This is a genomic window from Mitsuaria sp. BK037, from assembly GCF_014193045.1.
Classification (GTDB): domain Bacteria; phylum Pseudomonadota; class Gammaproteobacteria; order Burkholderiales; family Burkholderiaceae_C; genus Roseateles.
Genome location: NZ_JACHYS010000002.1, coordinates 839,336 through 866,093, shown reverse-complemented (window position 1 = coordinate 866,093; position 26,758 = coordinate 839,336). Strand labels below are relative to the sequence as shown.

Genomic DNA, 26,758 nt, shown 5'->3' with positions numbered 1-26,758 from the left:
TTCAGTGGAGCAGGCGCATCAGCGACAAGGGGTCTTCAGTGGGAAGGGACTCGCTCCGCGACGTAGCTGATGGTCGCTCATGCGTGGCAATCCCAGTGCGATCGCTGCCACTCGCAACACTCGCGTCGCGCGTCCTCGCTCTCCCCGTCACACCCTTTTGTTCCCTCTTTACCTTTGCGGCCGCTGGAGAAGCTCCCTTCGAGCAGGCCGTTGCTCCAAAGGCGGCGCGCTTCGTTGGGACGTCCTCGTCATCGAGTTCTGAATTGTCCGCAGGGGCGCCATTCGGATTGATGTGCATCGCCTCCAGAAGCGAGGTCAACTCCTTGCGGAAGATCAAGTCTTCGAACGCCTGCAAATCGGCGGGGTTCTGGCTGATGAGCGCCCGGACGGCCGGCCGCAGCAAGGCCATCTCGTAGTTCATTGCGTGCTCGAACTCCTGCCTAGACAGGCTCTCGGAGCCGCCGATGGCATGTCTTTGCGCGCAGGTGAACGCCAGCGAAGCGAAAGCGGGATTGCCGCCGCTGGCTTGATGCCAAGCGCGGCGCAGTTCGTCGTCGAGTGACGCGACGTGTCGCGTGTATTGGTATGGGGCGTGGACATCTTGAAATTCGACGAGTTCCGCCGAGCCCTGCGCCATCATGCCCAGCAGTTGAGCGCCGCCGGAGGTGAGTTTGCGCAGGTTGCGCGAATTCGTTTCGAGCAGTGCGCCGGCGGCCGGCGTGGCGGCAATCACCAGGCCAATGCCAGAAATCTCCATGAGCAGCGAGAAGAGGTTCAAGGCGATGACGACACTCGGGCCGCGGGCCGCGCGCAGATTTTGGAAGTCATCGACGATGAGCATTCCCAGATTGATCGCCGAGCAAACCTTGAACAGCTGCAGCACCATGGCACCGACGGTTCTATGGCGTCGGGCTTGGGCGCCGTATAGGTCTTGATTCAATGCGAAGTCGACCTGCTCGAAGAAGCGGATGCAGAACGTCCGCAGCGTCGCGTCAAAGGGCACTTGAACCCGGATCGCTGGAATCTGGACAAACTCCGATGGCATTCCATCGACCGTGCTCTTGTGACGGATGACCACAGCCAAACGTTGCATCAGTGCGTTGAGCAAGGAGGTCTTGCCGGTCCCGGTGGCGCCAAACAAGCCATAACCCGGCGCAGTTTGTCGCCAGCCCAATCGGAACTTGGCCACGTCGGACAGTTCGACTGGCCGATCAAGGGGGCCGAGTTGGTCGACGGTACAGGCGGCGATCTGATGGCGTCGACGCAGATCATCTGCGCTCGCAATGCCGCGCCCCGCGTAGGACTCCTTCAGGTTGGTGATGATGGCGCTTGCCGCCTCGCGATAGGCGGGTCGACCATACAGGATGTCGCCGATGGTGCCTAGCTCACCCTGCCGGATCAACTCGGAGAGTCGGCGGGTTCTGGAATCGGGTTTGGGCGGCTCATGCTGGAGGTCAAGCAGCAGATCGTCCTTACTCCCGCGCCAGATCGGAAGAGCCTCTATCAGCTTGTTGTTCTTGAACCGAGCGCCAGGATAGGAGTGGTATTTCGCCGGGATCTCCTCGTACCGAATCATGGTGCTCATTTGCGAGTCCTTCCAAGTCTGCGTACCAGCGCATCCATCTCGTCCTGAGCCGCTGCTGCCAGCGTCGCCTTGCGCGGGGGCGGCGAGATGCCTGTCGATGAGGCCTTTGCGCGCGGCGCATTCCTTCCAGAACTCACCATCAGTTCATCGTCGAGCTCGCTCGAAGCGGCAGCGCTGCACGCACGGAGCTCGACATCGGACACGGCCGTCTTCGGCGCAGCCCGCGCTTTCGGGGAACTGAGCCTCTCATCGTCTTTGCTCAGCACCCTGCGCAGAGCGTTGCGTCGGGCTGCCGCAGCGTCAACGGCGTGGGCAGCGCCGAGCTCCTCGCGTTCTTCGATCGATCGCTGCGCCACGATTGCCATGCCGGCGCTGTCCAGCACCCACTCCGGCCACTGCGCATCACTGGTGACCATCCAGAGCTTGGTCGGCGAGGTGTCGTCCACCTTGGCCGATATCGTGCCATCCGTGGTGCGGGCCGCTGAGCGGGGCCGCCCCGATTGAGATATACGCAGTGCGGCATGGTTGTTCGGGAAGAAGCGAAGTTTCTCCCAGACGAGAACTCCGTTCTTCATCTTGACCTGCACCGTACGTAGCGTCAGACGGTCGTAGGTGAGGCGATCCAATACGCTGCGATCGCCGCCAGAAATGTTTTCCAAGCCCCAAACATAGGCGGCATGCGGTGTCGCGGCAACCCCGTTCTGGGACAATTCGACAACACGCTCCTTGAGTCCGTGGTGGATCGAATGGTTGTAGTCGTCCACGATGTCCAAGAGCTCTCGATAGACCTCGCGCAGCGACAGGCAGGCGACGAGTTGCGCGGCGCGCATAGAGCCCTTCAGTTTAGGGAGCGTCGTGAACTTCTCGTATAGGCCTTTGAGACCCTTCGCCTTCATCTTCGCCTTGAGGGTCCGGTTCAAGCGCTCAATGATGGCTTTACCGTCCGGCGTAAACGGCGGCAAAACCACGTAGTTCGTCTTCAGGTCTCGCACCGCGAGGGCCACGGTGGCTTCGGCAATCATGTCCGGGCCTCGATCGACAGCGATCTGCGCGGGGATCACGGCTGGAGGCCAGGTTTGGTCGTCGACGTTGACGCCGAGCAGCTTGAATCGAGGCAGCCGGGAGGTGAACGCGATGCGCAGGGTCTTCCGGACCCCTTCGGCCGAAGGCGCTCTTAGCGAGACATACACCGACACGACGTATCGAGACCAGCGGTCTACAAGGATGTAGATTGTGAGCCGTTTGAGAATCTTGCGCGGGTCCTTTCGGTCCACGATCACGATCTGCCCCCCGGTGGCATCTAGTTCATACACGTCGCCTGGACCAAGCGCGTGCAGCGCGCGTTGAGACCGCGCCCGGTCCAACGCGGGCACCGCGGCGCGTAGCGCTGCGCTGAGGCTGTCTCGTGTTCGAAGTCGATAGGCAACCATGCGTTGGGTTACCGGGTCCGTCGTCTCACCCCGCATGTAGCTTGCATACTGCTCGGGATAGCGGCGCCTAAACTCCGTGCGGATGTACGCCTTCGTGATCTCCTCGATGGAGCGCTTTCCATCCCTGATGCAACGCTCCGCGGCGCGCTCCATGTCGTCGATGTCGGCCTCAATCGGCGCCCAGTTGGACGGCTTCTCTGATCCAGTGGTGAGGGGGCGACGACCTCGCCGGCGAGGCCGATCCTCTTGCGGCCTCCCTTGTAAAGAGTCTTCGAGGGCTGAAAGGGGTTTTGGCCCTCGGCGCAAGGGGAGGACGCCGTAACGCACTCCGCCGAAGTACCAGAATCGAAGCAGCAGTCGTGACACTAGGCTCCTTGGGAGTGCCAGCGTTTTTGCACGGAGAGCGATTCGCGATGTGAAGGTACGCCCCAAGTTCTCCTCACGCTCGAACGCATCGAGCAGCGGTTGAATCACCTCCATGGATGCGGAGACCTCCGCATCCTCATCGGTCCCTGGATCCGGACAGTTCGCCAACTCCGGTGGCAGACTGAGTGTGCCGAAGCGCGCCTGCTTCGATTCGATGAGGTGCAGCAGTCTCGCTCTTGGCCAGGGCTGCGGTCGTGGCGCGTTGACCGCCTGTTCCGCTGATTTCACTCGCATCAGAAAGATCGTCGAGTTAAAGACGTGGGTGATGCGATAAAAGGACGCCTCAGTCTCGCCGGACACTTCGACGACGCGCAACGCACGCACCGATCGGTCATCGCTCGGAGTGAAGTCCATGACGATCCCCCGTGAGCAGTTCGACCGGCGCGCGTAGCGAGAGCTCCTTGGTGAAGTCAACGTCAATGCGACCCGTCCACACCGCGTGGCGAAAAATCGACGTGGCCCTTCCCAAGGACCCTCCAGTTCGCCTCACGACAGCCTCCAGGCACTCTTTGAGGGTAAGGCCGCCGCGATGCACCTCGAGAAACTTGGAGGGAAACTCGTCGTCCCCCGACCGATCAGGATCGAAACGCTCACGAATCCAGGCTCGGGCGAACAGCAAAGAATCGAGAAGCGTTGCGTCCTGTAGCGGGGCCAACGGCACGATCCGCCACGTCACGCCGTGCCGCTTGCACAACTCTTGGATCACGTCGAGCTCAGAAAACGCGCCTGGTCCGGCATCACTGCTCGATAACGTGCGTCCCTGGAAGCGGGTAGATCCATCTTGAGCGGACTCCCGAAGCAAGAAATCGAGCGTGTAGGGCTCGGGCCGAAGGCCCTTGGCTTGGTGAACGAGTCCGAACTCGGCGCAGATCGCGAGACTTTCGGCGATATCGAGGAACGGGAAGCACTGTTCGATCGATCGCACTGCGCTCCGCCGTTCTTGGAGGAAGAAGTAAGCCAGGTGCGCTGCGGATGGCAGATCCACACGGCGGCCGGTCAGAGAGCACTCGAAGTTGCGCGCGCTGCCCTTGTTTGAACGCGTCCGGAAGTCCTCCCAGCCTCGGTAGGTGCTGCGGGAGCCGCATCCGAAACCTCGCTCAACTCGAGCGGCGATGTGGGGCAACATTGACACCGATTTGTCTGGCCATTCCATAGGACACAGGCTAGGCAAAGATTCTGAGATTTTCAGGAATATTTGTCCGCCAACGCTTCTGTTCCGTGCCATTAATGTCTGAGACGTGCCAATAGAGTCCGAGACAACCGCGACTCGCGGTGGAGACACCGCTGGCGCGTCGCGCAGCCATCTCCGGTACGCTCTTGGACCTACCTGCTTTTGAGAATTGATCTTGGCTACTCAGTCCCGGCGCGCTGCCCTTTTCACCTTCGGCTACGAAGGCCTGCCTATTGAGGCGTTCATCGAACGTCTCAAGCAGGCGCGCGTACAGCTGATCGTGGACGTGCGTGAGCTGCCGCTGTCGCGCAAAAAGGGTTTCTCGAAGACGGCCTTTCGTGAGGCGCTGGCGACTGCTGGCATCGCCTACGAGCACCGCCCGGCGTTGGGCTGTCCTAAGCCAGTGAGGGACCGCTACAAGGCGGATGGTGATTGGCAGGTCTACACCCGCGGGTTCCTGGCTCACCTTGCCACACAGCAAGCCGAAATCGCGGACTTGGCTAGGGCGACGCAGGCGCAGACGGCTTGCCTGGTTTGCTTCGAGGCAGATTTCGGCTTTTGCCACCGCACCTACGTAGCCCGCGCCGCACATCAGGCCGGTGGGCCGGCCGTGCAGCATCTGACCGCTAGAACAGTGGTTGCTGACGCGCCAGCACTTCTGGCAGCCTAGGCGGGTAGAGCACGCTGACGATCAACCACTGCTTGGGAAAGCGGTGGATGGTGCCCATCAGGAACAGCACGTCCTTATCGCCGAATTCGGTCACGAACTTCTGGCGGAACGCCGCTTGCCAGTCTTCACGGCGATGCACGTTCCAGTACAGCGCGCCGGCTTCCCAGTCCACCACCTTGTGCCTGTACTCGACCGGACCGGCTTCGGTCTGGCATTCGTAGCGGTAGTGGAAGTCGAAAGGAAGCTTCTTCAGCGTCTTCAACGTTCGCTGGTCTTCATCGGCATCGAACAGGTTGCCCTGTTGCTGCTCTTGCAACAGCTTCGCCTTCTCGTCCTCGGTCCATTCCGGGTTGTCTACGGGCGTGATGTCTAGGCCCAGCAGCCGACCCGGCCGCACGAGGCCCAGCGTCACACCATCTGCATCTCGCGCAGCATCGAGCGCCGAGAACGAGTCGAACACCGGCACGCCCTTGATCACTTCCCGCCGCGCGATCCAGTGGTCGCGGGTTGGCAGAGGCTCGCCTTCCAGTTGGATGGTGTCGACAGAGACCCGGTGGCTCTCTGGCCGGGCATCGTCCTGCGCCCTGCGAACCCGCGCGCTGACCCACTGCCACTTCTTGAACTGCTGATCATCCTCCACCAACCGGAACGGCACGGGGAACAGGCGGACCAGCCGCCCGTCCTCGGCCATGCCCGCCACGCACGAAGTCTCGACGTAGCGTGCGCTGGGCGAGGGATAGGTCTTGCAGAGTATGAGGATGCGTTGGTGGTCTGTTGCCACTTGAGTCTCCCGTGTGTGCCGTGGCGCGCGGCTTGGTTGAACGGGCTGGTTAGGCCAAGGCGGCCTCCACCAGCGTCTCGGCAAGTTGCGACTGTTTGGCACGCACGTTGGCGATGCGGGGCTTTAACTGATCGCAGAAGGCCAACATCGCGTGAGCAACGCGTACGACGCGTTCCTGCTCGGCTGGTGGCGGCACAGGCGCCTTGGCAGCGCGAATGAGGCCCACGTTAAGGGTCGGTTGCGCAAGGGTTCGCGTATCGCCGAGAAACTGCCGTCGCATCAGCCCGCTGCGTAGAAGCAGCAGTACATAGTCCTTGTTGACACCAGGTGCGGGCACGATGCGACAGATGGCGCGGGCGATGTTCGCCCCAGCCCAGCTCGCTGGTGCGACCCCCAACTTGCCGACGCTTCCGACAACACCCATGAGAATCTCGCCGCCGACCAAGCGCGTTCGCCTGAACTTAGCGTCGACGTCATGCGCGATGGTTTTTTCGGGCAGGTGGCCTGGGGACTGAATACTGAGGTCGGCGATGCGAACGAAGGGAACCCCACCATCCACCTCTGCACCGGGTACCAGTACACCGTAGGCGATGGGCCGCTCGGGATCGATCAGCTCGTTGAACGGGCGGTACATCCAGCCCGCCGCCAGCCGGGGAAGACCCGGCTCGTTATCAACCGGCGGTGCAAGTGGCGTGGCCTGACCCGTCAGCCTTCCCGTGACAGCCAACTGAAGTATCGAGGCTTCCAGCGCATCGATGCTGGCCTCTGTAGTGAAGAGCGACTTGAACTGTTCCGCCAACCGCTGCCAGACGGCCAGGCTCTCGCCGGCTGCGGGCGCTTGGATGAGGCTGTCCAGCAGCGCCTGCACCAGCCGGGCGTGTGCGGCTTCGGCGCTCTGCTGCAGTGCTTCCAGGCGATCGCACAGGGCCATCAGTTCATCGACCCTCGCAACGATACGGCGCTGCTCGGCAAGCGGTGGGAGCGGGATCTTGAACGCAGCAAGCTTGGCAACGCTAAGCCCTTCCCGGGAAACCCCAACCTGCTCGGCCATCACAGCGTCTTGCACGAGATCTGAAACCAAGACCTTGTGCAGATAGGGCTGCAGCTCAGACAGGGCCGGACGCACAATCACGACATGCTGACTTACGTTGCCGCCCTCGAAGTTCGAAGGGACCATCGCACAGCGGCCAATCGATGCACCGGTGATATTGAAGAGCAAGTCGCCCCCGACAACATGCGTACCCGCCATGCCGTTGTGGATGGTCGATGGAATGCGTGCAACGTCATCCAGCCGTAGGCCGTTGTTCCAGACATTCTGGGATCGAAGGAACATCACGCCGTCCGGCGTGTAGACCTGCTTGCCACCGAGGGGAGTGCTGCCAGCCCCCAACTTCGTGGTCAGATCGTCAAGCCGGACGTGAACCCATCCGGTGGGCAGTTCATAACCAGATGGATCGCTTGGAGGCATTGCCTTGCCGCGATTTTTGCCCTTTTGGCCTAGAGCAGTTTTGACGGCGGCGATCTGTGCAACCAGCGCCTTTGCGGAACCGTCGGCGGCCTCTTGCAGCACCAGCTTTCCCGTGACCGCGAGGTCAAGAATGAGGCGTCGCAGCTGCGCGATCCCTCCCGGCGCACCAGCCAGCAGCGAAAGTTGATCCAACACTGCAGCCGTCATGCCCGCCCCTCCAAGGCCAGACCCAGCGAGGCTTTTAGCTGCTCACGCAGCTTGTCGATCTCTGCTTGCATCTGTCGGTACTCAGCCAAGAGCTCGTCAGGGTTGTGGCCCAGCTGTTGGTCCCGATGCGGGTTCTTGATATCTAGGCTCCAGCCGCGCGCTTGAATGTCGGTCACTGGCACTTTCCAGGCGAACTCGTTCTCCACGCGCGCGGCGAAGCCGTCCACCTCGCTACCCCACCAGGCTTCCTCGATGGCGAACTCCTCGATGCGCATAGGTCGCGTCTTGCTGTAGTTCTTGACCCCGTCGGGATAGGGGTGCTCGTAGAACCAGACATTCTTGGTTGGCCGGCCCTTGGTGAAGAAGAGCAGGTTGGTCTTGATGCCGGTGTACGGGTTGAACACACCCTTTGGCAGGCGGATCACGGTGTGCAGGTCAAACTCCGTCAGCAGTTTCTCTTTGATGCGGCTTTTGATGCCATCACCGAACAGGAAGCCGTCAGGCAGCACCACCGCAGCGCGCCCGCCATCCTTGAGCAGGTGCATGATCAGCACGAGGAAGAGGTCGGCCGTCTCCCGCGTACGCCACGCTGCGGGGAAGTTGGTCTCGATGCCGTCTTCTTCCATGCCACCGAAAGGCGGGTTGGCGATGATGCAGTCCACCCGGTCGCGCGGCCCCCAACTGATCAACGGCTTGCTCAGCGTGTTGTCGTGCTTAATGTTGCTGGGCACCTCGATTCCGTGCAGCACCATGTTGGTAGTAGCCAGCAGGTGGGGTAGGGGCTTCTTCTCGAAGCCGTAGATGCTGGCCTGCAGCGTGCGCTCGTCCTCGGGCGTCTTCACGTAGTGGCGCCGCTTGTGCTCGATGCTGCACGTCAGAAAGCCGCCGGTGCCGCAGGCCGGGTCCAACACCTTCTCGTCGAGCTTGGGGTCGACCATGCGCACCATGAATTCGGTGACGGGCCGAGGCGTGTAGAACTCGCCCGCGTTGCCGGCGCTCTGCAGGTCGCGCAACAGTTGCTCGTACATGTCTCCGAAGGCATGGCGCTCCTGTGCCTTGTTGAAGTCGATGGCAGCCTGAATCTTGTTGAGCACCTGGCGGATCAGCTGGCCGCTCTTCATGTAGTTGTAGGCGTCCTCGAAGACCGCGCGAACCACGTAGGCCATGGGCGTCGTGCTGTGGATCTGCAGGTTCTGCAGGCCGGGGAAGAGCTCGTTGTCGATGAAGCTCTTCAGCTCCTCACCAGTGATGCCCTCAGGGTCAGCAGCCCAGTTGCGCCAACGGTACTGCTCGGGCAGGGGGCTGTTGTAGCTGTCGTTGAGCAGTTCCCACTCCTGCTCACGGTCGTCGAGGATCTTGAGGAACAGCATCCAGACGAGCTGGCCGATGCGTTGGGCGTCGCCGTCGACGCCCACGTCCTTGCGCATGATGTCTTGAATGGACTTGATCGATGTACTGATGGACATTGGTTCTGCTGGGTGTCACGAGAGCCCGAGGCGCCGCTGTGGCTGCCGGGCGATGTAGTCGCTGTGGGTTGTGTGGGTCAGGCCTTGCGCAGGTCGTACAGCTGGTCTTCCAGTTCGGCCAGCGCCTGGGTGTAGCCCGCCTTGCCGCCGAAGACCTTGACCAGTTCCAGCGGCGCGCCGATCTTGTTGAACGGTGGCAGCTGAAGGATCTTCAAGTCTTCGATGGGCTCGATGCCGGTGTCGGCGTACTTGTCCAACAGCGCTTCCAGTACCTGCCGTGCGGCGCCTTCGTACTTGGCGAAGTAGTTGCGCTTCTTGACGTTCTCGGCCCGCTCGCGGCGAGACAGCGGCGGCTGGTCGAACGCGACGTGGCAGATCAGGTCGAAGGCATCCAGCGGCTTGCCGAGCTTGGCCTCGACCTCTTCTTGCAGCGCTTCCCAGAGCACGCCCTTGGAGGCCAACTCATCGATGACGGCCTTCTTTTGGTCGGCATCGGTCCAGCGTCGCAGGAAGGCATCGAGTGAGCTGAACGACTTGCCGACGCACTGGCGGGTGTAGTCGCGCAGCGACTCGGTGATCAGCTTGCCGTCTGCGCCGTAGTACTGCACGCGCTCCGACACGATGTGGACCTGCACGTTGTCGCCGATGACATAGCGCTTGCGGCTAGGGCCCTCGTCCTCGCCAGCGTCGCGGCCATCACCGCCGCCCGGCGGCTCGCCACCGGACCCTGCGCCGCCTTCGCCGCTCGGGAGCAGCTCTTCGTCAGGAGGAACGGGTGACTCGTCACCCTTGGGTTCGTAGATCTGGACCGGGTCGCCATCAAAGGCCGGGTCGGCGAACAGCTCCGTCGCCCGCTTGAAGTCCATGATCGTGAACCAAAATTTGTTGAAGTCCTCGTTGATCCGGGTGCCGCGGCCGATGATCTGCTTGAACTCAGTCATCGACTTGATGTGCTGGTCCAGCACAACGAGCTTGCAGGTCTGCGCATCAACGCCTGTGGTCATTAGCTTGCTGGTGACGGCGATGATGGGGTAGCGGCTCTCGGGGTTGATGAAGCTGTCCAGCTCCGCCTTGCCCTCAGCGTCGTCGCCAGTGATGCGCATGACGTATTTGCGGTTCTCTCGCACCCGGTCAGGGTTGAGGTTCACCAGGGTCTGGCGCATGCGCTCCGCGTGCGAGATGTCGTCGCAGAAGACGATGGTCTTGGTGTATGGATCGGACGCCTTCAGGAATTGGGTGATCTTGGCGGCCACGGCCAGCGTGCGCATCTCCAGGACCAGTTCGCGGTCCATGTCCTTGAGGTTGTAGATGCGGTCCTCGATGGGCTCGCCGTTCTTGTCCAGCATGCCCTTGGGTGGGCGCCAGCCCTGCAGGTCCTTGTCGAAGTCGATGCGCACGACCTTGTATGGCGCCAGGAAGCCGTCGTCGATGCCTTGGCGCAGGCTGTAGGTGTAGACGGGATCGCCGAAGTAAAACGTGCTGGAGACGTCCTTGGTCTCCTTGGGCGTGGCGGTCAGGCCGACTTGGGTGGCGCTGCTGAAGTACTCCAGGATGTCGCGCCAGGCCGAGTCCTCGGCCGCGCTGCCGCGGTGGCATTCGTCGATCACCACGAGATCGAAGAAGTCCGGCGAGAACTGCTTGTAGATGTTCTTCTCTTCCTCGGCGCCAGTCACGGCCTGGTAGAGCGACAGGTAGATCTCGTAGCTGGTGTCGATCTTGCGGCCGGTGATCTTGGTCATCGCCCCGCCGAACGGCTTGAAATCGTTGTTCTTGGTCTGGTCGACGAGGATGTTGCGGTCGGCGAGGAACAGGATGCGCTTCTTCTGTCTGCTCTTCCACAGGCGCCAGATGATCTGGAAGGCGGTGTAGGTCTTCCCGGTGCCCGTAGCCATCACCAGCAGCACGCGCTGCTGGCCGCGAGCCACGGCCTCGACGGTGCGGTTGATCGCGTTGACCTGGTAGTAGCGCGGCGCGCGGCCGGAACCGTCGTCGTAGTAGGGCACTTGTGACTTCTCGACGGCATCGCCTTCAAGGCCGCGCCACAAGCAAAATCGTGCCCACAGATCAGCTGGCATCGGGAACTCATTAAGGCCCAGATGAGTTTCGACCAGACCGCCGGTTCCGCTGCGGTCATGGAATACGAAGCCGTCGCCGTTGCTGGTGAACACGAACGGAACATCCAACGCCTCGGCGTAGTCAAGCGCCTGCTGCATGCCGTCACCGGGTAGGCAGTTGTTGTCCTTGGCCTCTACGACCGCGATGGGGACGTTGGCCTGGTGGTAGAGGACATAGTCGGCGCGGCGCGCCTCGCCGCGCGTGTGCAGCTTGCCTCGGACGATGACGCGGCCTTTGGTGAAGGTCACCTCTTCGCGGATCTGCCGCAGTACATCCCAGCCAGCGCTGACGATGGCCGGCGTGATGAATTTGGTCCGGATGTCCTGCTCGCTGAGCTTCTTCTTGTCCATCAAACGGTTCCTCCCTCAAGGGGGCGCGTGGCGCCTCCGCTTTCATTGAGACTGTTCTCTACGCTGCTTGCTCGACAGTGCTGAACGCGTCGTATAGCCGCCAGGCCAAAGACAACCGCTCGTCGGTCGACAGCTTCTCGCGGTTTGTCTTTACCTGGCGTTCCACCTCTTGGAATGCCCGGCGAAACCGCTCACGGTCTACTCCGCTCGGTGCCTGCCGCAGGCCGGTGAGCACGTACCGCACATCGACGCCAGCACCCTCCAGCGCGACCAGCGTCTCAGCGGCCGGCGACGACTGGCCAGCCTCGTACTTGACGAAGCTCACGCGCGGCGCGCCGATGGCGTCCGCCAAAGCCTGTTGGGTGAGACCGAGCCGCGTCCGCTCTTCGAGCAGGCGCAGGCCGATATGTTGACGGACCTGGGGGTTCCGCATAGCGTGCGACGTTAATTGTTCTTATCAAAGAAAGGTGTGCAGTTTAAAGCGCCACACGGCGAGGCATGCGGCAGCCACACGATGGTGGTCGACTGATCTCTGAGACGGGTTGCCGCTGCACGTCTTGCGAGAACGAGATGGGGAGGACTTGACACAAGCTGCTCGTTCTGTGGCTCGCGTATGACCGCCGGCGACCTCGAAACCTGGCGCGACGAAGTCCCGGACGTCGAAGGGCTGGCCTGACCCTGGCGCATCGACGCCCCGGCGCAAGTCCTGCCCCCCGGGCATCTGACTTGCCAAACCGTTGTCGGTTTCCACTCCGACAAGGTCCACGGGGCCGCCACCCTGCCGATGCACCGCTTGTTGACCAGACTGGCCGCGATGGCCATGGGCGCGGCGATCGCCCATTCCGTGGCGGCCGCCACCGCCACCGGACCGACCGCCTGTTCCTGGGACAGGCCGGGGCACGACAGCTTCATGGGCGACGTCCCTGCGGCGGTCGATCGATATACGGACATCGCGCCCGCAGTGCGCGAGCGGCTCAAGGCCCGGATGCGCGCGCACGAGTACGACGACGTGGTCGAGATCTCGCGCGATCGCATCGTGGGCCGCGCCGATTACGAGCCCGACATTCGCGGCATGCATTTCGGCGAGGGCCGCGTGTGTGGCACCGTCAGCCGCGCCGGTTGGAGCGAGGGTCAGCGTGAACGCGCGCTCGTCTACTGCGAGGGCTCGGCTTGCGTGATGGTTCCGACGGTGTGTCGCAATGTCAGCCGCATCGAGCGCGTGCCGGGCAGCGGTGGCGGTGGCGCCAGGCCGCCGGGTGATGAAGAACTGGTCTTCGATCCACCCGGCGCCGGTGTGCCCGCACCGGTGCCTGGGGACTCGCCGACGCCGCTGTCGACCTTGCCGCCGTCTCCGCTGACCGGCGTGCCCGCGACGCCGCCGGGCTCGTTCGTGAGCCCGCCGCGGGTATCCATCGGGCCGCCGCCAACGGGCTCACCGCCGACGGCGATTCCCCCGCCGCCGCTCTTCGTGCTGCCGCCGGCCGTGACGGAGCTGCCACCCACCGTCGCGCCGCCGTTGGCGGTCCCGCCCGTGGTGCCGGTGCCGGAGCCATCGACATCGGCCATGGTCATCGCGGGTCTTGGTCTGCTCATCGCGTCGCTCAGGCGCTCATGCAGGGCGCGGTCGCGTTGCCGAGCTCCGCGCGGCGTCGACGAGCGCGCCGGGCTGCGTAAGATGCCGACCGCGCACGACGTCCTGTCGCGCCCCATTCGGTGTTGAGCGCTGCGTTGAACGCCGATTCCCCGCACGGAGCACACATGCAGGCACTCGATCAGGGGCCCTTCTTCCATGGCACCAAAGCCGACCTCCGGTCCGGCGATCTGCTCAAGCCAGGCTTCACGTCCAACTACAAGCCGAGCCTGGTGATGAACCACATCTACTTCACGGCGATCGCCAAAGGCGCCGGACTCGCTGCCGAGATCGCCAAGGGGAACGGCCGACCGCGGGTCTACATCGTCGAGCCCCTCGGCGACTTCGAGAACGATCCGAACGTGACGGACAAGAAGTTCCCCGGTAATCCGACGCGCTCGTATCGGAGCACGCACGCCCTGAAGGTCGTGGGCGAGCTGGAGGACTGGGAGAAGTACGACACCGAGTTCATCGAGACGCTTCGCGCTCGCGTTGAAGCCGGCATGGGCGAGATCATCAACTGAATGGCCGCCCGCTCGCCGGCGTGGCCGCGAGCGCGATGAGCTCGTGACCGAAGCGTGCCTAGGCGCGGGAGGGCGGACTGGTGGGTTCCGCGGTGTCGGCTGGCAGTCGCGCGAGTTGTGCCTGAGCCAGGCGGTGATAGATCGGCACGCTGATCCAGCGCGACACCAGACTCGCCAGCAAGGCAGCGGCCATCAGGCTCAGCACCATGGAGTGGCCGTCGACCATCTCCATCACGATGATGAAGGCGGTGACCGGCGCCTGGGTCACGGCGGCGAGAAACGCCGTCATGCCGATGGCGATCAATGCGGCAGCGCCTTCGGTGGTGGCGGTGAGTTGCGCGATGTCGCTGCCGATGCCGGCGCCAATGGCCAGTGACGGCGCGAAGATGCCCCCCGGCACCCCCGACCAGACCGCCAACCAGGTGGCCACGATCCGCAAGGTCACGTAGAGCACCGGCAGGTCGAGATGCCCTTCGACCAGCCCGCGGGTGTATTCGTAGCCGCTGCCGTCAGTGGCGCCTTGGCTCACCAGACCCAGCAGCGCGATTGCCAGCCCGCAGGCGAAGGCGAAACGCACCGGGAACCGGGCGCGCCATCGGCTGAATCGATCGTTGCCGCCAAGCAGGCTGCGCTGCAGCAAGCGCGAGAACACGCCGCCCGCCAGGCCGCAGCCGATCGCGGTCAGCAAACCTGGAAGCAGATGCGACCAGGTCAGGTGGTCCACACGGAGGCGGCCAAAATAGCTCGCGTTGCCGAAGACCGAGACTGCCATCAGGCCCGACAGCACGATGGCCGCGATGATGAGGCCGCTGCTGCGCTGTTCGAGCTTGCGCGTCAGTTCTTCGATCGCGAACATCACGCCAGCCAGCGGGGCATTGAAGGCGGCCGCTATCCCCGCAGCCCCACCGGCCACCAGAAGGCCGTCATGGTTCAGCGCGGAGCGTCGCGGCAGCCACCGCTGCGCGTGTTGCATCACGCCTGCGGCAATCTGCACCGAAGGGCCTTCCCGGCCAATCGCCAGGCCGCCGAGCAAGCCGCCAGAGACGAGCAGGAGCTTGGCGATGCTCAGGCGCAGCGACACGAAGAGTCCCCGCTGACTCGCCGGCACGCGGGTCGACAGTGCGGCCATCACCTGAGGGATGCCCGAGCCGGCGGCGCCAGGCGCGAAACGGCGGGTCACCCAGACGAGCGCCGCCGTGCAACAAGGCGTCCAGATCAATGGTGCCCAAGCCGACCAGCTGCGCATCGCGGCGAATGCCGAGATGGCCTGGTCGCTGACCCACGTGAACAGCACAACCGCCAGGCCCGCAGCGATGGCGAAGGCGAGCACCACGGCCCGGGACAGCCACTGGCGCCAGTCGGAGAGATCCTCGCGTACGGCCGAGATGAAATCCGGCTCGTGATGCTCGTGGGACAGCGGCCGCGCATCATGCGGGCCTTCCAGTGGCTTCGGCTCGGGTCCGGGCGAGGAAGAAGGGCGTGTCGGTTCGTCGGCCATCGGGCGAGTATCTCGCGCGTCCCGTTGACGCCTGCGATCCGGTTTCGCGGGCGCCACTCCAGCAGCGGATCGGGACGCCGCGGCTCACTCGCGCCGCAGTTCCCGCTCCAGCCAGCACGCCGCCCCCAGCACGCCCAGGTCGCCGTGGTCGATCAGGTGGACCGGCACGCGCTCGAGGAACGGCGCCAGCACGCCCTTGTTGAGGAAGCGCTTCTTGAAATCGCTCTGCTGCAGGAAGGACTCGATCCGCGGAAGGATGCCGCCCGCGAGCAGGATCCCGCCGTGCGCGCCATAGAGCGCCGCCAGGTCCGCCGCGAAGCTGCCCAGCAGGGCGCAGAAGGTGCTCAGCGCCTCGATCGCGGCCTCCGAGCGCTGCTCCAGCGCCGCGCCCGTCACCGCGGCCGGCGTGTCCAGCACGGGTGACTCGCCGCGCAGCGTCGAGATGGCCCGGTACAGCTTGAGCAGCCCCGGCCCGGACAGCGCGTTCTCCACCGGCACGTGGTCGCGGTCGCCCGCGAGCAGGCGCAGGATGTCGATCTCGCGCGCGGTGCCCGGGGCGAGCGACACATGCGCCGCCTCCGTCGGCAGGACCTGCGGCCCCGCGCTGCCCGGCAGCACCGCGGCGCAGCCCAGGCCCGTGCCCGGCCCCATGACGACGATCGTGCCGGAGGCCAGCCCTCTCGCGCTGCCGTCGCCCGTCATCAGCGGCCGCATGTCCCACGGCTTGACGTAGGGCACTGCGTGCGCCAGCGCCTCGAAGTCGTTGATCACGGTGAGCCGCTCGATGCCCAGCCGCTGCCGCAGCGCGGAGACCGACACCGGCCACGGAAGGTTGCGGTTCACGACCTGGTCCTCCTGCACGTAGCCGGCGCAGGCCAGCACGCAGGCCTGGATCGACACCTCGGCCCCCCAGGGCGTATCGGCCAGCCGGGCGACGAAGTCCGCCAGCAGCTCTCCCAGCCCCGGCCATTGCGCGCAGGCGAAGACCTCGCCGTGCAGCAGTTCCACCGGGCTGTCGCCGGACGCGGCCTGCACGGTGCGGCCCAGCCCGACGCGCGCGTGGGTGCCCCCCACGTCCGCCGCGAGAAAGAAGACGTCAGGGCCGGACGCGCCGGGTTCGAACGAAGGCAGGGAAGAGCGCATTCGAAAGAGTTTCAAGCGCAAATGACACTGTTGTCAATCAATGTCTGCATTGGACAGATCGGGCCGTCCAGGCTCGGTGTTTTCCCTCGTCGATCAGCGCTTGAATCTCAGCGGGAATCGATTTTCCCCTGTGGTGGAGGCCTGTTTAGCGCGAGTGCGCAACTGAGACAGTGCCGGGACTCGATTGACAACAGTGTCATCAAGAAAGATAAACAAGTCTGCTCACCTCGGAGGCCTGCATGTCCATCGCCGGAACCGTTTCCCCGCCCGCCCATCGAGCGCCGCTCGGTCCGGTGGCGATCATTGGCCTGCTGTTCTTCATCATGGGCTTCTTCACCTGGATCAACGGACCGTTGATCGCCTTCGTGAAGCTGGCCTTCGATCTGGACGACGTGAACGCCTTCCTCGTGCCGATGGCGTTCTACCTGTCCTACTTCTTCCTGGCGCTGCCGTCGGCGGCGGTGTTCAGGCGCACCGGCATGAAGCGCGGCATGGCCATCGGCCTGCTGGTCATCGCCGCGGGCGCGGTGGTCTTCGGCCAGTTCGTGTCGATGCGCCTGTATCCCGGCGCGCTGACCGGGCTGTTCGTGATCGGCGCGGGCCTGTCGCTGCTGCAGACCGCCGCCAATCCCTACATCAGCATCGTCGGCCCGATCGAAAGCGCCGCCCAGCGCATCGCCTGGATGGGCATCTGCAACAAGGTGGCCGGCATCCTCGCGCCGCTGCTGCTGGGCGCGGTGGTGCTGTCCGACGTCGGTGGCCTGGCGGAGAGCCTCAAGACGGCCGACGCCACCACGCGCGACATCCTGCTGAACACCTTCGCGCAGAAGATCCACACGCCCTACATGATCATGGCCGGCGTGCTGGCCGTCCTGGCCGTGGGCATCCTGCGCTCGCCGCTGCCGGACATCCGCGCCGCCGAGGCCAACCGCGGCGAGGCCGCCGCCACTGGCGCCAGGCGCGGCGTGTTCGCCTTCCCGCACCTGTGGCTGGGCGTGCTCTGCCTCTTCGTCTACGTCGGCGTGGAAGTAATGGCCGGCGACGCGATCGGCACCTACGGCGCGGGCTTCAACCTGCCGGCCGACCAGACCAAGTTCTTCACCTCGTTCACGCTGGTGGCGATGCTGCTGGGCTACGTGGCCGGCCTGGTCCTGATCCCGAAGTACATCTCGCAGCAGCGCTACCTGGCGGTGTCCGCGTCGCTGGGCGTCGTGCTCTCGCTGTGCGCCTGGACCACGCAGGGCTATGTGTCGGTGGCCTTCGTCGCCGCGCTGGGATTCGCCAACGCCATGATGTGGCCCGCCATCTTCCCGCTCGCGATCCGCGCGCTGGGCGAGGCCACCGAGCGCGGCGCCGCGCTGCTGATCATGGGCATCGCCGGCGGCGCGATCATTCCGCAGGCCTTCGCGGTGCTCAAGCAGCACTACGACTTCCAGTTCGTGTTCCTGGCCCTGATGGCGCCCTGCTATCTGTACATCCTCTACTACGGCCTGGCTGGTTATCGCGTCGGCCTGCGCGAGGGGGAGGCCGAATGAAGCCGTCTCCCAAGACCAAGGCCGCCGCGACCGCGCCGGCCAAGGCCGTCAAGGCAACCCGGACCGTCAAGGCGTCCCGGCCCGGCAAGGCCGCCGAGATCACCGAAACCGTCGACCCCGCGCCCATCGACGCCGGCGGCGAGCCCCGGGCTGTCGCGCCCGCGCGTGCCTCGATCCGCGATGTGGCCGAGGCCGCGGGCGTGTCGCTCAAGACCGTGTCCCGCGTGATCAACGAGGACGCGGCCGTGCGTCCGGAGATGCGCGAGCGCGTGCGCCAGGCCATCGCCGCGCTGAACTACCAGTCCGATCCGCTGGCGCGCAGCCTGCGCGGCACGCATTCCTTCGCCCTGGGCCTGGTCTACAGCAACCCGAACGCGCATTACCTGGTCAGCCTGCAGAACGGCGTGCTGTCGGCCTGCCGCGAGCAGGGCTACGGCCTGCAGATCCATCCCTGCAGCACGCCGGCCCACGGCTCCATCGAGGAACTGCTGGCCCTGGTGCGGCGCTCGCGCCTGGCGGGCCTGGTGCTGGCGCCGCCGATGTCGGAGCAGCGCGATCTGGTCCAGGCGCTGGCGGCGCACGGCGTGGCGGTGATCCGCATCGTTTCGGCCGGCGACGACCCGCGCGACATGCAGGACTGCGTGCGCGTGGACGACCGCCGCGCCGCCCATGCCGTCACCGAGCACCTCATCCAGCTGGGCCACAGCCGCATCAGCTTCCTCTGGGGCGAGGGCTACTACGAGTCCAGCGTCCAGCGCTATGCCGGCTACATGGACGCGATGCGCGACTACGGCGTGGAGGTCGATCCACAGCTGGTGCTGGAGGGCGAGTTCAACTTCAACTCCGGCTTCCGCCGCGCTCGCAAGCTGCTGGCGATGAGCGCGCCGCCGACGGCCGTGTTCGGCAGCAACGACGAGATCGCGGCCGGCGTGCTGGCGGCGGCCCGCTCGGTCGGCTTCGATGTGCCGAGCGACCTGGCCATCGCCGGCTTCGAGGACAGCCCGTTCTCGCAGCTCACCTGGCCGCCGCTGACGACCGCGCGGCAGGACACGGTCGAGATCGGCCGCCGCGCCGCGCTGCGGCTGATCGAGCGCGTGCGCCACGCCCAGTCGGGCCGGCCGCTGGACCTGGGCGCCGAGCAGTTCACGCCCGAGCTCGTGGTGCGGGGCTCCGCCGCGCCCCCGCGCCGCCGCTGAGACCGTCATGCGACGCCACCCCCTCCTGCGCGCGATGACGGCTCGACTGTCCCGGTTGGCCGTGCTGGCGAGTCTCGCGCTGCCGCTGGCCGTCATGCCGGCGCTGGCCGAAGCCGCCACGCGCATCGACGTCAACGACGGCTGGCAGTTCCGCACCGATCCGAAGGACGAGGGCGTGGCCGCCGGCTGGACCGCTGCCGTTCCGGCGAACACGCGCAGCGTGAGCGTGCCCCACACCTGGAATGCCGACACCGAGTCGGACGTCGACTTCGAGGGCACCGGCTGGTACTTCCGCCGGCTCGACCTGACGCTGCCGCTCGCGCCGGATGCGCATGTCGAGCTGAACTTTGGCGCCGCGTTCTATCGCAGCCGCGTCTGGCTCAACGGCGTGGAGGTCGGTCAGCACGAGGGCGGCCACACCGCCCATGCCTTCGACATCACCCGGCTGCTGCGGCGCGGCCAGCCGAATCTGCTGGTGGTCGCCGTGGACAACCGGCCGACCGCGAGCAGCATTCCCGGCCACGCGATGCGCCTGGCGGGCAGCGGCAGCGTCTGGTACGACTGGTGGCATTTCGGCGGCCTGGTGCGCGACGTGTGGCTGAGCGTCGGTGATGGCGCGCTGGTGCGCCGTCAGACACTGCGCGCCACGCTGAGCGGTGCCCTGGCCGGCCGCGCCATCGGCGAGGCGCCCGCGCAGGTCGATGCCCGCGTCGAACTGGAGAACGCGAGCCCCCGCGCGCGCCGCCTGCAGGTGGTCACCGCCGCCTTCGCGCCGGACGGCGCGAAGGCGGCCTCCGCGCGCCAGCCGCTGCAACTGCCGGCCGGAGGCAAGGGCAGCGCGGACCTGCGCCTGTCCATCGCGCGGCCTCGGCTGTGGAACATCGGCGACGGCCAGCTCTACCGCGTGGTCACCGAGCTGCAGGACGAGCAAGGCCAGGTGCTGGACACGCGCACCGACACGCTGGGCCTGCGCCGCATCGAGCTGCGCGACCGCAAGCTCTGGGTCAACGATCGTCCGGTGCGGCTGACTGGCCTGACGCGCCACGAGGACACGCCCTGGGAAGGCCTGGCCGAGACCCGCGGCAGCATCCTGCATGACTGGGACGACCTGCGCGCGCTGCACACGACGCTGACGCGGCCGGTGCACTATCCGCAGCCGCCCGCGGTGCTCGACTACGCCGATCGCCACGGCATCCTGCTGGTGCCGGAGATCCCGGTGTGGCAGTTCAGCGAGGCCCAGCTGAAGGACCCGCGCGTGCAGGCCCTGGCCGAGCGGATGCTGGGCGAGATGATCGCCGCGGACGGCAACCACGCCAGCATCTTCGCGTGGAGCGTCTGCAACGAGAGCGACACGCGCCTGCCCGGCGGCCTGGACTATGTGCGACGCATGAAGGCGGCGGTCCGCCGGCTCGACCCCACACGCTTCTTCACCTTCGCGGACTCCGACGTGAGCATCGCGCCCTGGCGCGACAACGCCGCGCTGCACGAGGCCGACTTCCTCATGGCCAACGCCTACTTCGGCAGCTGGAGCGGCGCCGCCGAGCAGGTCGAGCCCTGGCTGGACTTCATCCAGAAGACCTATCCGGAGAAGGCGCTGGTCATCTCCGAGTACGGCTTCGTCGGCCCCTTCGCGCCGAACGCCGCCGAGGCCGACCGCCAGCGCATCGCCAACCTGCGCCAGCAGCTCGACGCCTTCGCCCGGCGCGACTTTGTCGCGGGCGCGATCTTCTGGATCTACCAGGACTACAAGTCGCATCGCAACCTGGCCGCCGGCGAGACCGCCGGCTACGTGGACCACGGCGTGGTCGACGAGCATCGCCAGCGCAAGCCCTCGTATGCCGCCTACCAGCAGCGCAACGCGCCGCTGACGGCCCGCCTGGGCTGGGCCTGGGAAGGCGAGGGGCTGTCGGGCTTCCAGGCCGTGCTGCAGGCCAATGGCGCGGCGCAGCTGCCTTCCTATCCGCTGCTGGGCTACCGGGCCGAGTGGCGCATGACGGATCGCGACGGCCGGCTGATCGGGCAGGGCGCGCAAGGCCTGCCGGACCTCGCCGCCCCGTTCACGCTGCAAGGCCGGTGGCCGGCGGAGAAGGGCCTGCCGGCCGCGACGCTGCGACTGCGTGTGCTCGCACCTGATGGCGCGCTCGCGCTCGAGAGCCGGCTGGAGCAGGCCGCGCTGCGTCTGGGCGCCGCGCCGTTCCCCGCCGAGGCCAAGCCAGCCCCCGCCAGCCCCGCCCCCATCCCCGATGCCGCCGCGCCGGTGGATCGCTGAACTCCCACAGGAAGTCCTCGCCGTATGTCCACCTTCCGCCACCGCTGCCTGAGCGCCATGACCGTCGCGAGCGTCCTGACCACGATGGCCGCCTTCGGGCCGGCCTGCGTGCACGCGCAGACGGCCACGGTGGCGCCGGCCGCCGACCCGACCGCGCCCACCGCGGCCACGCGCTCGCCGGCCGAGATCGACGCCATCTGGCGCCAGTCGGTCAGCAAGTTCGATGGCGAGCGCGCCCGCGTGCTGCGCCAGGTGCAGGCCGGTGTCGCGGCCGGCCCCTTCCGCGCGGACTGGACCTCGCTGCAGGGCTACAAGACGCCGCAGTGGTACGCGGACGCGAAGTTCGGCATCTTCGTGCACTGGGGCGTGTTCTCGCTGCCGGCCTTCGGCAACGAGTGGTACTCGCGGGAGATGTACCAGGCGGGCAGCAAGCCCCATGAGCACCACCTGGCGACCTACGGCTCGCCGGCCGTCTTCGGCTACAAGGACCTGATCGCCCGCTTCAAGGCCGAGCGCTTCGATCCCAAGGCCTGGGCGCGGCTGTTCGCGCAAGCCGGCGCCCGCTACGTGGTGCCGGTGGCGGAGCACCACGACGGCTTCGCGATGTACCGCTCGCGCCTGAGCGACTGGACGGCCGCCACCATGGGCCCCAAGCGCGACGTGCTGGGCGAACTGGCCCAGGCCATCCGTGCCGAAGGCATGCGCTTCGGCACCTCGTCGCACCGCGCCGAGCACGACTGGTTCTTCGACGGCGGCCGCCGCATCGCCTCCGACGTCAACGATCCGCGCTATGCCGCGCTCTATGGCCCGGCGCAGCTGCGCGAACTGCATGGCAAGGACGACGGCGACCTGCCGCATGACTGGACCTATGTGTCCCAGGCCTGGCTGGACGACTGGCTCGCCCGTACCGCCGAACTGGTCGACACCTACAAGCCGGACCTGATGTATTTCGACTGGTGGATCGGCCACGCGAGCATGCGGGCGCACACGATGCCCAGCTTCGCCGCGTACTACTACAACCAGGGCGCGCGCCGCGGCGAGGCCACCGTCATCGACTTCAAGCTCGACGCCTTCCCGCAGGGCGCCGGCACCTACGACGTCGAGCGCGGCCAGATGGTCGGCATCCAGCCGCAGACCTGGCAGACCGACACGTCCATCAGCAACGCCTCCTGGGGCTACATCGACGGCGACACCTACAAGCCGGCGGGCCAACTGCTGCATCAGCTGATCGACGTGGTGTCCAAGAACGGCAACCTGCTGCTCAACATCGGCCCGCGCGGCGACGGCAGCATCCCCGAGCCGGCGCGCGACATCCTGCTGGAGATGGGCGACTGGCTCAAGCTCAATGGCGAAGCCATCTACGGCAGCCGGCCCTGGACCCGCTTCGGCGAAGGCCCCACGGAAGTGGTCGGCGGCACCTTCCAGGACCGCAACGCCAAGCCCTACACGCCCGAGGATTTCCGCTTCACCACGCAGGGCCCGGTGCTCTACGCCATCGGCCTTGGCTGGCCGGCCGCGCGCGACGACGGACGGCAGGAGCTGCTGATCCGCTCGCTGGCGCCGAGCGCGCTGGCGGCGCCCGTCAAGCGCGTCACGCTGCTCGCGGACCGCAGCGACATCCCCTTCACGCAAGACGCCGCGGGCCTGCACCTGCGCGTGCCCAAGGACCCCGTGGGCCGTCATGCCTACGTCTTCAAGATCGAGTCGCGCTGAGCAGCGCCTGCCCGCGACACCCCTGTACATCCAACCACCGATCCCTCCATGTCTGAATCCCCCTTCCTCCGGTGCCTGCGGCTCTGTGCCGCGCCCTTGCTGCTGCTCCTGGCGGGCCTCGCGCAGCAAGCCCTGGCCGCGCCGCGCGCGCTCTTCTACATGATGGAGACCCAGAAGTCGGTCAACGCCTTCGTCGCCCACGCCGACAAGGTCGACCTGCTGGTGCCGACCTGGTACGGCGTCGACGCGGCCGGCCTGGTCAACGGCGCGCCCAATCCCTTCGTGCTGTCGCTCGCGAAGAGCAAGGGCGTGCCGGTGATGCCCATCGTGTCGATGACGACCACCCGCGAGGGCTTCCACAAGCTGCTGCATGACGAGCAGGCGCAGGCGCGCATGAACGCGTCGCTGCTGCGCGCCGCCAAGGAGCACGGCTTCATCGGCTTCCAGTACGACTTCGAGAACATCGCCTGGACCGATCGCGACGCCTTCACGCGCATGGCCAAGGGCACCGCTGATGCGCTGCACAAGGCGGGCCTGCAGCTGAGCGTCGCCGTCGTGCCCAACGCGCCAGGCGCGTCGGGCCGCGGTCCCTTCTCCAAGTGGATGTGGGAGTTCTGGCGCGGCGCCTACGACCTGGAGGCGCTGGGCAAGGTCACCGACCTGGTGTCGCTGATGACCTATGACCAGCACACCCGCTGGACCGCGCCCGGTCCGGTGGATGGCTATCCGTGGATGAAGGAGCACCTGGACTACGCGCTCAAGGTGGTGCCCAAGCACAAGCTCTCGCTGGGCATCGCGCTGTACGGCTACCGCTGGTCGACCGGCAACCCGGTGCGCGAGGACGGCAAGGAGGCGCCGAACATCGTCGGCGACTACATCGATGCCGACGAGTCCATCCCGCTGGCCGCCACCTACGGCGCCACCATCCGCTGGGACGAGGTCGATCGCACCTCCTACTACTGGTTCGAGCGCGACCAGATGCGCGAATGGGTGTTCATGCCCGACGCGCGCGGCTTCCGCGAGCGTTATGCGCTGGTCAAGGCCGCGGGCATCGACGGCTTCAGCGCCTGGGTGATCGGCGCGGAAGACCCGGCCGTCTGGGACGAACTGCCGCTGTCGCGGCGCTGAGGACCCGGCCGATGCGAACCCGCCGTCCCGCCAACGCGACCGTGCCGCGCACGCCGCCGCTGTCGTCCACGCCGCGCCTGCTGCGTGCGCTGCGGCTGGTGCTCGCGCTGGCCGCAGTCGGTGCCGCGCATGCCGGCACCGAGGCGCCCGCCGTGTCCTTGCCGATGACGGCGGAGGTGCTGCCACTGGTGCCGCTGCCGGCGCAGCTCACGCGCGGCGAGGGCGCGTTGCGCCTGGCGCCGGGCGCGGTCATCGCGGTGCCGGCGGGCGACCGCGGAGCGCGCCGCGCGGCGAGCTTCCTCGCCGCCATGGCCTGGCGCGACCACCACCTGCGCCTGCAGGTGCGGGAGGGTTCCAGCGGCGCGATCGTGCTGCGCCGCGACGCCCGCATCGACGCCGATCCCAAGGGCGCCTACGAGCTGACGGTGACGCCCGCGGGCGTCACGCTGCAAGCGCGCGACGATGCCGGTCTCCTGTATGCGGGCGTGAGCTTGTGGCAGCTGTTCGATGCCAACGCCAAGGCCAGCGCTAATGCGGATGACGCGCGCGGCGGCGTCGACGTGCCGGTGCTGCGCATCGTCGACCAGCCGCGTTTCGGCTGGCGTGGCCTGATGCTGGACGTCGTGCGCCACTTCGCGCCGCTGGACGAGCTCAAGGCCCTGGTCGATCAGATGGCGCTGCACAAGCTCAACGTGTTGCACCTGCACCTGAGCGACGACCAGGGCTGGCGCCTGGAGATCAAGCGCTATCCCGACCTGACCCGCATCGGAGGCTGGCGCACGCCGCCCGGCGGCGAGCCGGCCCGCTACGGCGGCTTCTACACGCAGGCGCAGATGCGTGAGCTGGTGACCTATGCCGCCGAGCGCCAGATCACCGTCGTGCCGGAGCTGGACATGCCCGGCCACGCGCAGGCCGCGGTCGCCGCGTATCCGCGCCTGGGCGTGGACATCGGCGACGGTCCGGGCCGCAATCCGCGCCCCGCCGTGGCGGTCGACTACGGCGTGAACCCCTATCTCTACAACGCCGATGAATCCACCCTGCGCTTCATCGAACAGGTGATGGACGAGGTGATGGCGGTGTTCCCGTCGCCCTTCATCCACGTCGGCGGCGACGAGGCGATCAAGGACCAGTGGAAGGCCTCGCCGAGCGTGCAGGCCCGCATCCGCGCGCTGGGCCTGGCCAACGAGGAAGCGCTGCAGAGCTGGTTCATCGGCCGCATCGGGCGCTACCTGGAGAGCCGCGGCCGCCGGCTGATCGGCTGGGACGAGATCCTGGAAGGCGGTCTGCCCGCGGGCGCGTCCGTCATGTCCTGGCGCGGCACCGAGGGCGCCGTCGCGGCCGCCAACCTGGGCCACGACGTGGTGCTGGCGCCGGCGGGCTCGCTCTACCTCGACAACCTGCAGAGCGCGCGCGACGACGAGCCGGAAGGGCGCCTGGCCCAGTTGCCCATCGAGAAGGTCCATGCCTTCGAGGCCATGCCCGCCGGCCTGGACGCCGACCGCGCCAAGCACGTGCTGGGCCTGGAGGCGGCGCTGTGGACCGAGTACATGCCGTCGCGCCGGCACCGCGAGCACGCGATCTTTCCCCGTCTGGCCGCCGTGGCGGAGGTGGCCTGGTCGCCGGCCGCGCTGCGCGATTGGCGCGGCTTCGTGCCCCGCCTGGCGCTGCAGCGGGCACGCTATCTGCGCCAGGGCGTGAACGCCGCCGACAGCGCCTTCGCGGTGCAGTTCGACATCGACGGCGGCCCGGCCGGGATGCTCGCCGCCGGCCAGGCGCCGGTGCGGCTGGGCAATCAACTTGGCTACGGGCAGATCCGCTACACGCTGGACGGCTCCGACCCGGGCCCCGCGTCGCCGGGCCTGGGCGCCGATGGTCAGCCGCTGATCGTCACGCTGCCCGCGCGCGTGCGCGCGACCGCCTTCGATGCCGCGGGCCGACCGCTCGCCGCCGTGCGCGAGCAGCGCTTCGATACCGCGACGTTGCTGACCCGCGCCAGCAACCAGCTGCAGGCCTGCCCGTCCGGCGAGATGGGCCTGCGCGTGCCGCTGCGGACCGAGGCGACCGATTGGGCCCCCGTCTTCAACGTCAATCTGCTCGATGCCTGCTGGATCTATCCGCGCGCGCGCCTGGACGGCGTGCAGGGCATCGCGGTCGATGCCGGCCGGCTGGCCCGCAACTACGGTCTGGCGCAGGACGCGGTCAAGGTCGTCCAGCACCCGGCGCGCACGCCGGCGGGCGAGCTCGAGGTGCGGCAGGGCGATTGCACCGGGCCGCTGCTCGCGTCGCTGCCGCTGCCTGCCGGCAGCGCGCCGCAGGCCTTCACGCTGAAGGCGCCGCTGCCACCGCTGACCGGCGTGCAGGACCTGTGCCTGCGCTTCACCGCGCCCATCCATGGCCCGCTGTACGCGATCGACGCGGCGCGCCTGCTGGCCGCCGAGCCCGCCCGGCCCTGA

General features: G+C 66.7%; 19 protein-coding genes. 9 read left to right on the top strand and 10 right to left on the bottom strand.

All coding sequences use genetic code 11. The features are described 5' to 3' along the window. Position 1: 1 nt before the first annotated feature. Genes FHT37_RS15805 through FHT37_RS15795 form a run of 3 tightly spaced genes read right to left on the bottom strand, consistent with a single transcriptional unit; the run spans position 2 to position 4,567 of the window. A complete protein-coding gene (locus FHT37_RS15805) occupies positions 2–1,585 on the bottom strand; it encodes an AAA family ATPase (protein WP_183482730.1) in 1,584 nt (527 codons plus the stop codon). Then, positions 1,582–3,795 (bottom strand): DDE-type integrase/transposase/recombinase, encoded by a 2,214-nt coding sequence (locus tag FHT37_RS15800; protein ID WP_183482728.1) that lies wholly within the window; start codon positions 3,793–3,795, stop codon positions 1,582–1,584. The genes FHT37_RS15805 and FHT37_RS15800 overlap by 4 nt, the downstream gene beginning before the upstream one ends. After that, positions 3,773–4,567: a hypothetical protein gene (locus tag FHT37_RS15795; RefSeq protein ID WP_183482726.1), complete on the bottom strand. Its 795-nt coding sequence runs from the start codon at positions 4,565–4,567 to the stop codon at positions 3,773–3,775. Before FHT37_RS15795 ends, FHT37_RS15800 begins: the two co-directional genes overlap by 23 nt. Positions 4,568–4,787: 220 nt before the next feature. Here FHT37_RS15795 and FHT37_RS15790 point away from each other — a divergent pair, with 220 nt between their 5' ends. Further along, positions 4,788–5,282: a DUF488 family protein gene (locus FHT37_RS15790; RefSeq protein ID WP_183482724.1), complete on the top strand. Its 495-nt coding sequence runs from the start codon at positions 4,788–4,790 to the stop codon at positions 5,280–5,282. Here the strand turns inward: FHT37_RS15790 and FHT37_RS15785 are convergent. From FHT37_RS15785 to FHT37_RS15765, 5 genes are all read right to left on the bottom strand, one after another. Next, entirely contained in the window at positions 5,239–6,063 is an 825-nt protein-coding gene (locus FHT37_RS15785) for a hypothetical protein (RefSeq protein WP_183482722.1), read from the bottom strand. The genes FHT37_RS15790 and FHT37_RS15785 overlap by 44 nt on opposite strands. A 49-nt stretch (positions 6,064–6,112) precedes the next feature. Then, positions 6,113–7,738: a restriction endonuclease subunit S gene (locus FHT37_RS15780; RefSeq protein ID WP_183482720.1), complete on the bottom strand. Its 1,626-nt coding sequence runs from the start codon at positions 7,736–7,738 to the stop codon at positions 6,113–6,115. Continuing rightward, the gene (locus FHT37_RS15775) at positions 7,735–9,204 is read right to left on the bottom strand and encodes a class I SAM-dependent DNA methyltransferase (protein WP_183482718.1); all 1,470 of its coding nucleotides are present in this window, start codon (positions 9,202–9,204) and stop codon (positions 7,735–7,737) included. Before FHT37_RS15775 ends, FHT37_RS15780 begins: the two co-directional genes overlap by 4 nt. A gap of 77 nt (positions 9,205–9,281) precedes the next feature. Beyond that, complete coding sequence (gene hsdR / locus FHT37_RS15770) at positions 9,282–11,669, bottom strand: EcoAI/FtnUII family type I restriction enzme subunit R (RefSeq protein WP_183482716.1); 2,388 nt, start codon at positions 11,667–11,669, stop codon at positions 9,282–9,284. Positions 11,670–11,727: 58 nt separating this feature from the next. Continuing rightward, on the bottom strand, positions 11,728–12,102 hold the full coding sequence (locus FHT37_RS15765; RefSeq protein ID WP_183482714.1) for a helix-turn-helix domain-containing protein: 375 nt from the start codon (positions 12,100–12,102) through the stop codon (positions 11,728–11,730). Between the two features lie 360 nt (positions 12,103–12,462). Here FHT37_RS15765 and FHT37_RS15760 point away from each other — a divergent pair, with 360 nt between their 5' ends. After that, positions 12,463–13,389 (top strand): MHFG family PEP-CTERM protein, encoded by a 927-nt coding sequence (locus FHT37_RS15760; protein ID WP_183482712.1) that lies wholly within the window; start codon positions 12,463–12,465, stop codon positions 13,387–13,389. Positions 13,390–13,427: 38 nt separating this feature from the next. Next, positions 13,428–13,823, top strand: a complete 396-nt coding sequence (gene arr, locus FHT37_RS15755) for an NAD(+)--rifampin ADP-ribosyltransferase (protein WP_091727691.1) — start codon at positions 13,428–13,430, stop codon at positions 13,821–13,823. Between the two features lie 58 nt (positions 13,824–13,881). Here the strand turns inward: arr and FHT37_RS15750 are convergent, their stop codons facing one another. Together FHT37_RS15750 and FHT37_RS15745 are read right to left on the bottom strand one after the other, a co-directional pair. Further along, on the bottom strand, positions 13,882–15,321 hold the full coding sequence (locus FHT37_RS15750) for a chloride channel protein (RefSeq protein WP_183482710.1): 1,440 nt from the start codon (positions 15,319–15,321) through the stop codon (positions 13,882–13,884). 84 nt (positions 15,322–15,405) lie between these two features. Then, on the bottom strand, positions 15,406–16,464 hold the full coding sequence (locus FHT37_RS15745; RefSeq protein WP_183482708.1) for a glucokinase: 1,059 nt from the start codon (positions 16,462–16,464) through the stop codon (positions 15,406–15,408). Between the two features lie 239 nt (positions 16,465–16,703). Here FHT37_RS15745 and FHT37_RS15740 point away from each other — a divergent pair, with 239 nt between their 5' ends. From FHT37_RS15740 to FHT37_RS15715, 6 genes are read left to right on the top strand one after another with little or no spacing between them, the layout of a single operon-like run. After that, complete coding sequence (locus tag FHT37_RS15740) at positions 16,704–17,999, top strand: sugar MFS transporter (protein WP_147240070.1); 1,296 nt, start codon at positions 16,704–16,706, stop codon at positions 17,997–17,999. Then, positions 17,996–19,195 (top strand): LacI family DNA-binding transcriptional regulator, encoded by a 1,200-nt coding sequence (locus FHT37_RS15735; RefSeq protein WP_183482706.1) that lies wholly within the window; start codon positions 17,996–17,998, stop codon positions 19,193–19,195. Before FHT37_RS15740 ends, FHT37_RS15735 begins: the two co-directional genes overlap by 4 nt. 7 nt (positions 19,196–19,202) lie before the next feature. Continuing rightward, positions 19,203–21,464 carry a glycoside hydrolase family 2 protein gene (locus FHT37_RS15730; protein ID WP_183482704.1) on the top strand — a complete coding sequence of 754 codons (2,262 nt, stop codon included), beginning with the start codon at positions 19,203–19,205 and terminating at the stop codon, positions 21,462–21,464. A 24-nt stretch (positions 21,465–21,488) separates the two neighbouring features. Further along, positions 21,489–23,177 (top strand): alpha-L-fucosidase, encoded by a 1,689-nt coding sequence (locus tag FHT37_RS15725; RefSeq protein ID WP_091727667.1) that lies wholly within the window; start codon positions 21,489–21,491, stop codon positions 23,175–23,177. A gap of 48 nt (positions 23,178–23,225) precedes the next feature. Further along, on the top strand, positions 23,226–24,305 hold the full coding sequence (locus tag FHT37_RS15720; RefSeq protein WP_183482702.1) for a glycosyl hydrolase family 18 protein: 1,080 nt from the start codon (positions 23,226–23,228) through the stop codon (positions 24,303–24,305). Positions 24,306–24,316: 11 nt separating this feature from the next. Continuing rightward, positions 24,317–26,758 carry a family 20 glycosylhydrolase gene (locus tag FHT37_RS15715; protein WP_221211104.1) on the top strand — a complete coding sequence of 814 codons (2,442 nt, stop codon included), beginning with the start codon at positions 24,317–24,319 and terminating at the stop codon, positions 26,756–26,758.

Excerpts from the sequence above, each read along its gene's own strand:
- FHT37_RS15805 (WP_183482730.1), bottom strand. The coding sequence starts at position 1,585 with ATGAGCACCATGATTCGGTACGAGGAGATCCCGGCGAAATACCACTCC.
- FHT37_RS15800 (WP_183482728.1), bottom strand. The coding sequence starts at position 3,795 with ATGGACTTCACTCCGAGCGATGACCGATCGGTGCGTGCGTTGCGCGTC.
- FHT37_RS15795 (WP_183482726.1), bottom strand. The coding sequence starts at position 4,567 with ATGTTGCCCCACATCGCCGCTCGAGTTGAGCGAGGTTTCGGATGCGGC.
- FHT37_RS15780 (WP_183482720.1), bottom strand. The coding sequence starts at position 7,738 with ATGACGGCTGCAGTGTTGGATCAACTTTCGCTGCTGGCTGGTGCGCCG.
- FHT37_RS15775 (WP_183482718.1), bottom strand. The coding sequence starts at position 9,204 with ATGTCCATCAGTACATCGATCAAGTCCATTCAAGACATCATGCGCAAG.
- hsdR (WP_183482716.1), bottom strand. The coding sequence starts at position 11,669 with ATGGACAAGAAGAAGCTCAGCGAGCAGGACATCCGGACCAAATTCATC.
- FHT37_RS15765 (WP_183482714.1), bottom strand. The coding sequence starts at position 12,102 with ATGCGGAACCCCCAGGTCCGTCAACATATCGGCCTGCGCCTGCTCGAA.
- arr (WP_091727691.1), top strand. The coding sequence starts at position 13,428 with ATGCAGGCACTCGATCAGGGGCCCTTCTTCCATGGCACCAAAGCCGAC.
- FHT37_RS15750 (WP_183482710.1), bottom strand. The coding sequence starts at position 15,321 with ATGGCCGACGAACCGACACGCCCTTCTTCCTCGCCCGGACCCGAGCCG.
- FHT37_RS15745 (WP_183482708.1), bottom strand. The coding sequence starts at position 16,464 with ATGCGCTCTTCCCTGCCTTCGTTCGAACCCGGCGCGTCCGGCCCTGAC.
- FHT37_RS15740 (WP_147240070.1), top strand. The coding sequence starts at position 16,704 with ATGTCCATCGCCGGAACCGTTTCCCCGCCCGCCCATCGAGCGCCGCTC.
- FHT37_RS15735 (WP_183482706.1), top strand. The coding sequence starts at position 17,996 with ATGAAGCCGTCTCCCAAGACCAAGGCCGCCGCGACCGCGCCGGCCAAG.
- FHT37_RS15730 (WP_183482704.1), top strand. The coding sequence starts at position 19,203 with ATGCGACGCCACCCCCTCCTGCGCGCGATGACGGCTCGACTGTCCCGG.
- FHT37_RS15725 (WP_091727667.1), top strand. The coding sequence starts at position 21,489 with ATGTCCACCTTCCGCCACCGCTGCCTGAGCGCCATGACCGTCGCGAGC.
- FHT37_RS15720 (WP_183482702.1), top strand. The coding sequence starts at position 23,226 with ATGTCTGAATCCCCCTTCCTCCGGTGCCTGCGGCTCTGTGCCGCGCCC.
- FHT37_RS15715 (WP_221211104.1), top strand. The coding sequence starts at position 24,317 with ATGCGAACCCGCCGTCCCGCCAACGCGACCGTGCCGCGCACGCCGCCG.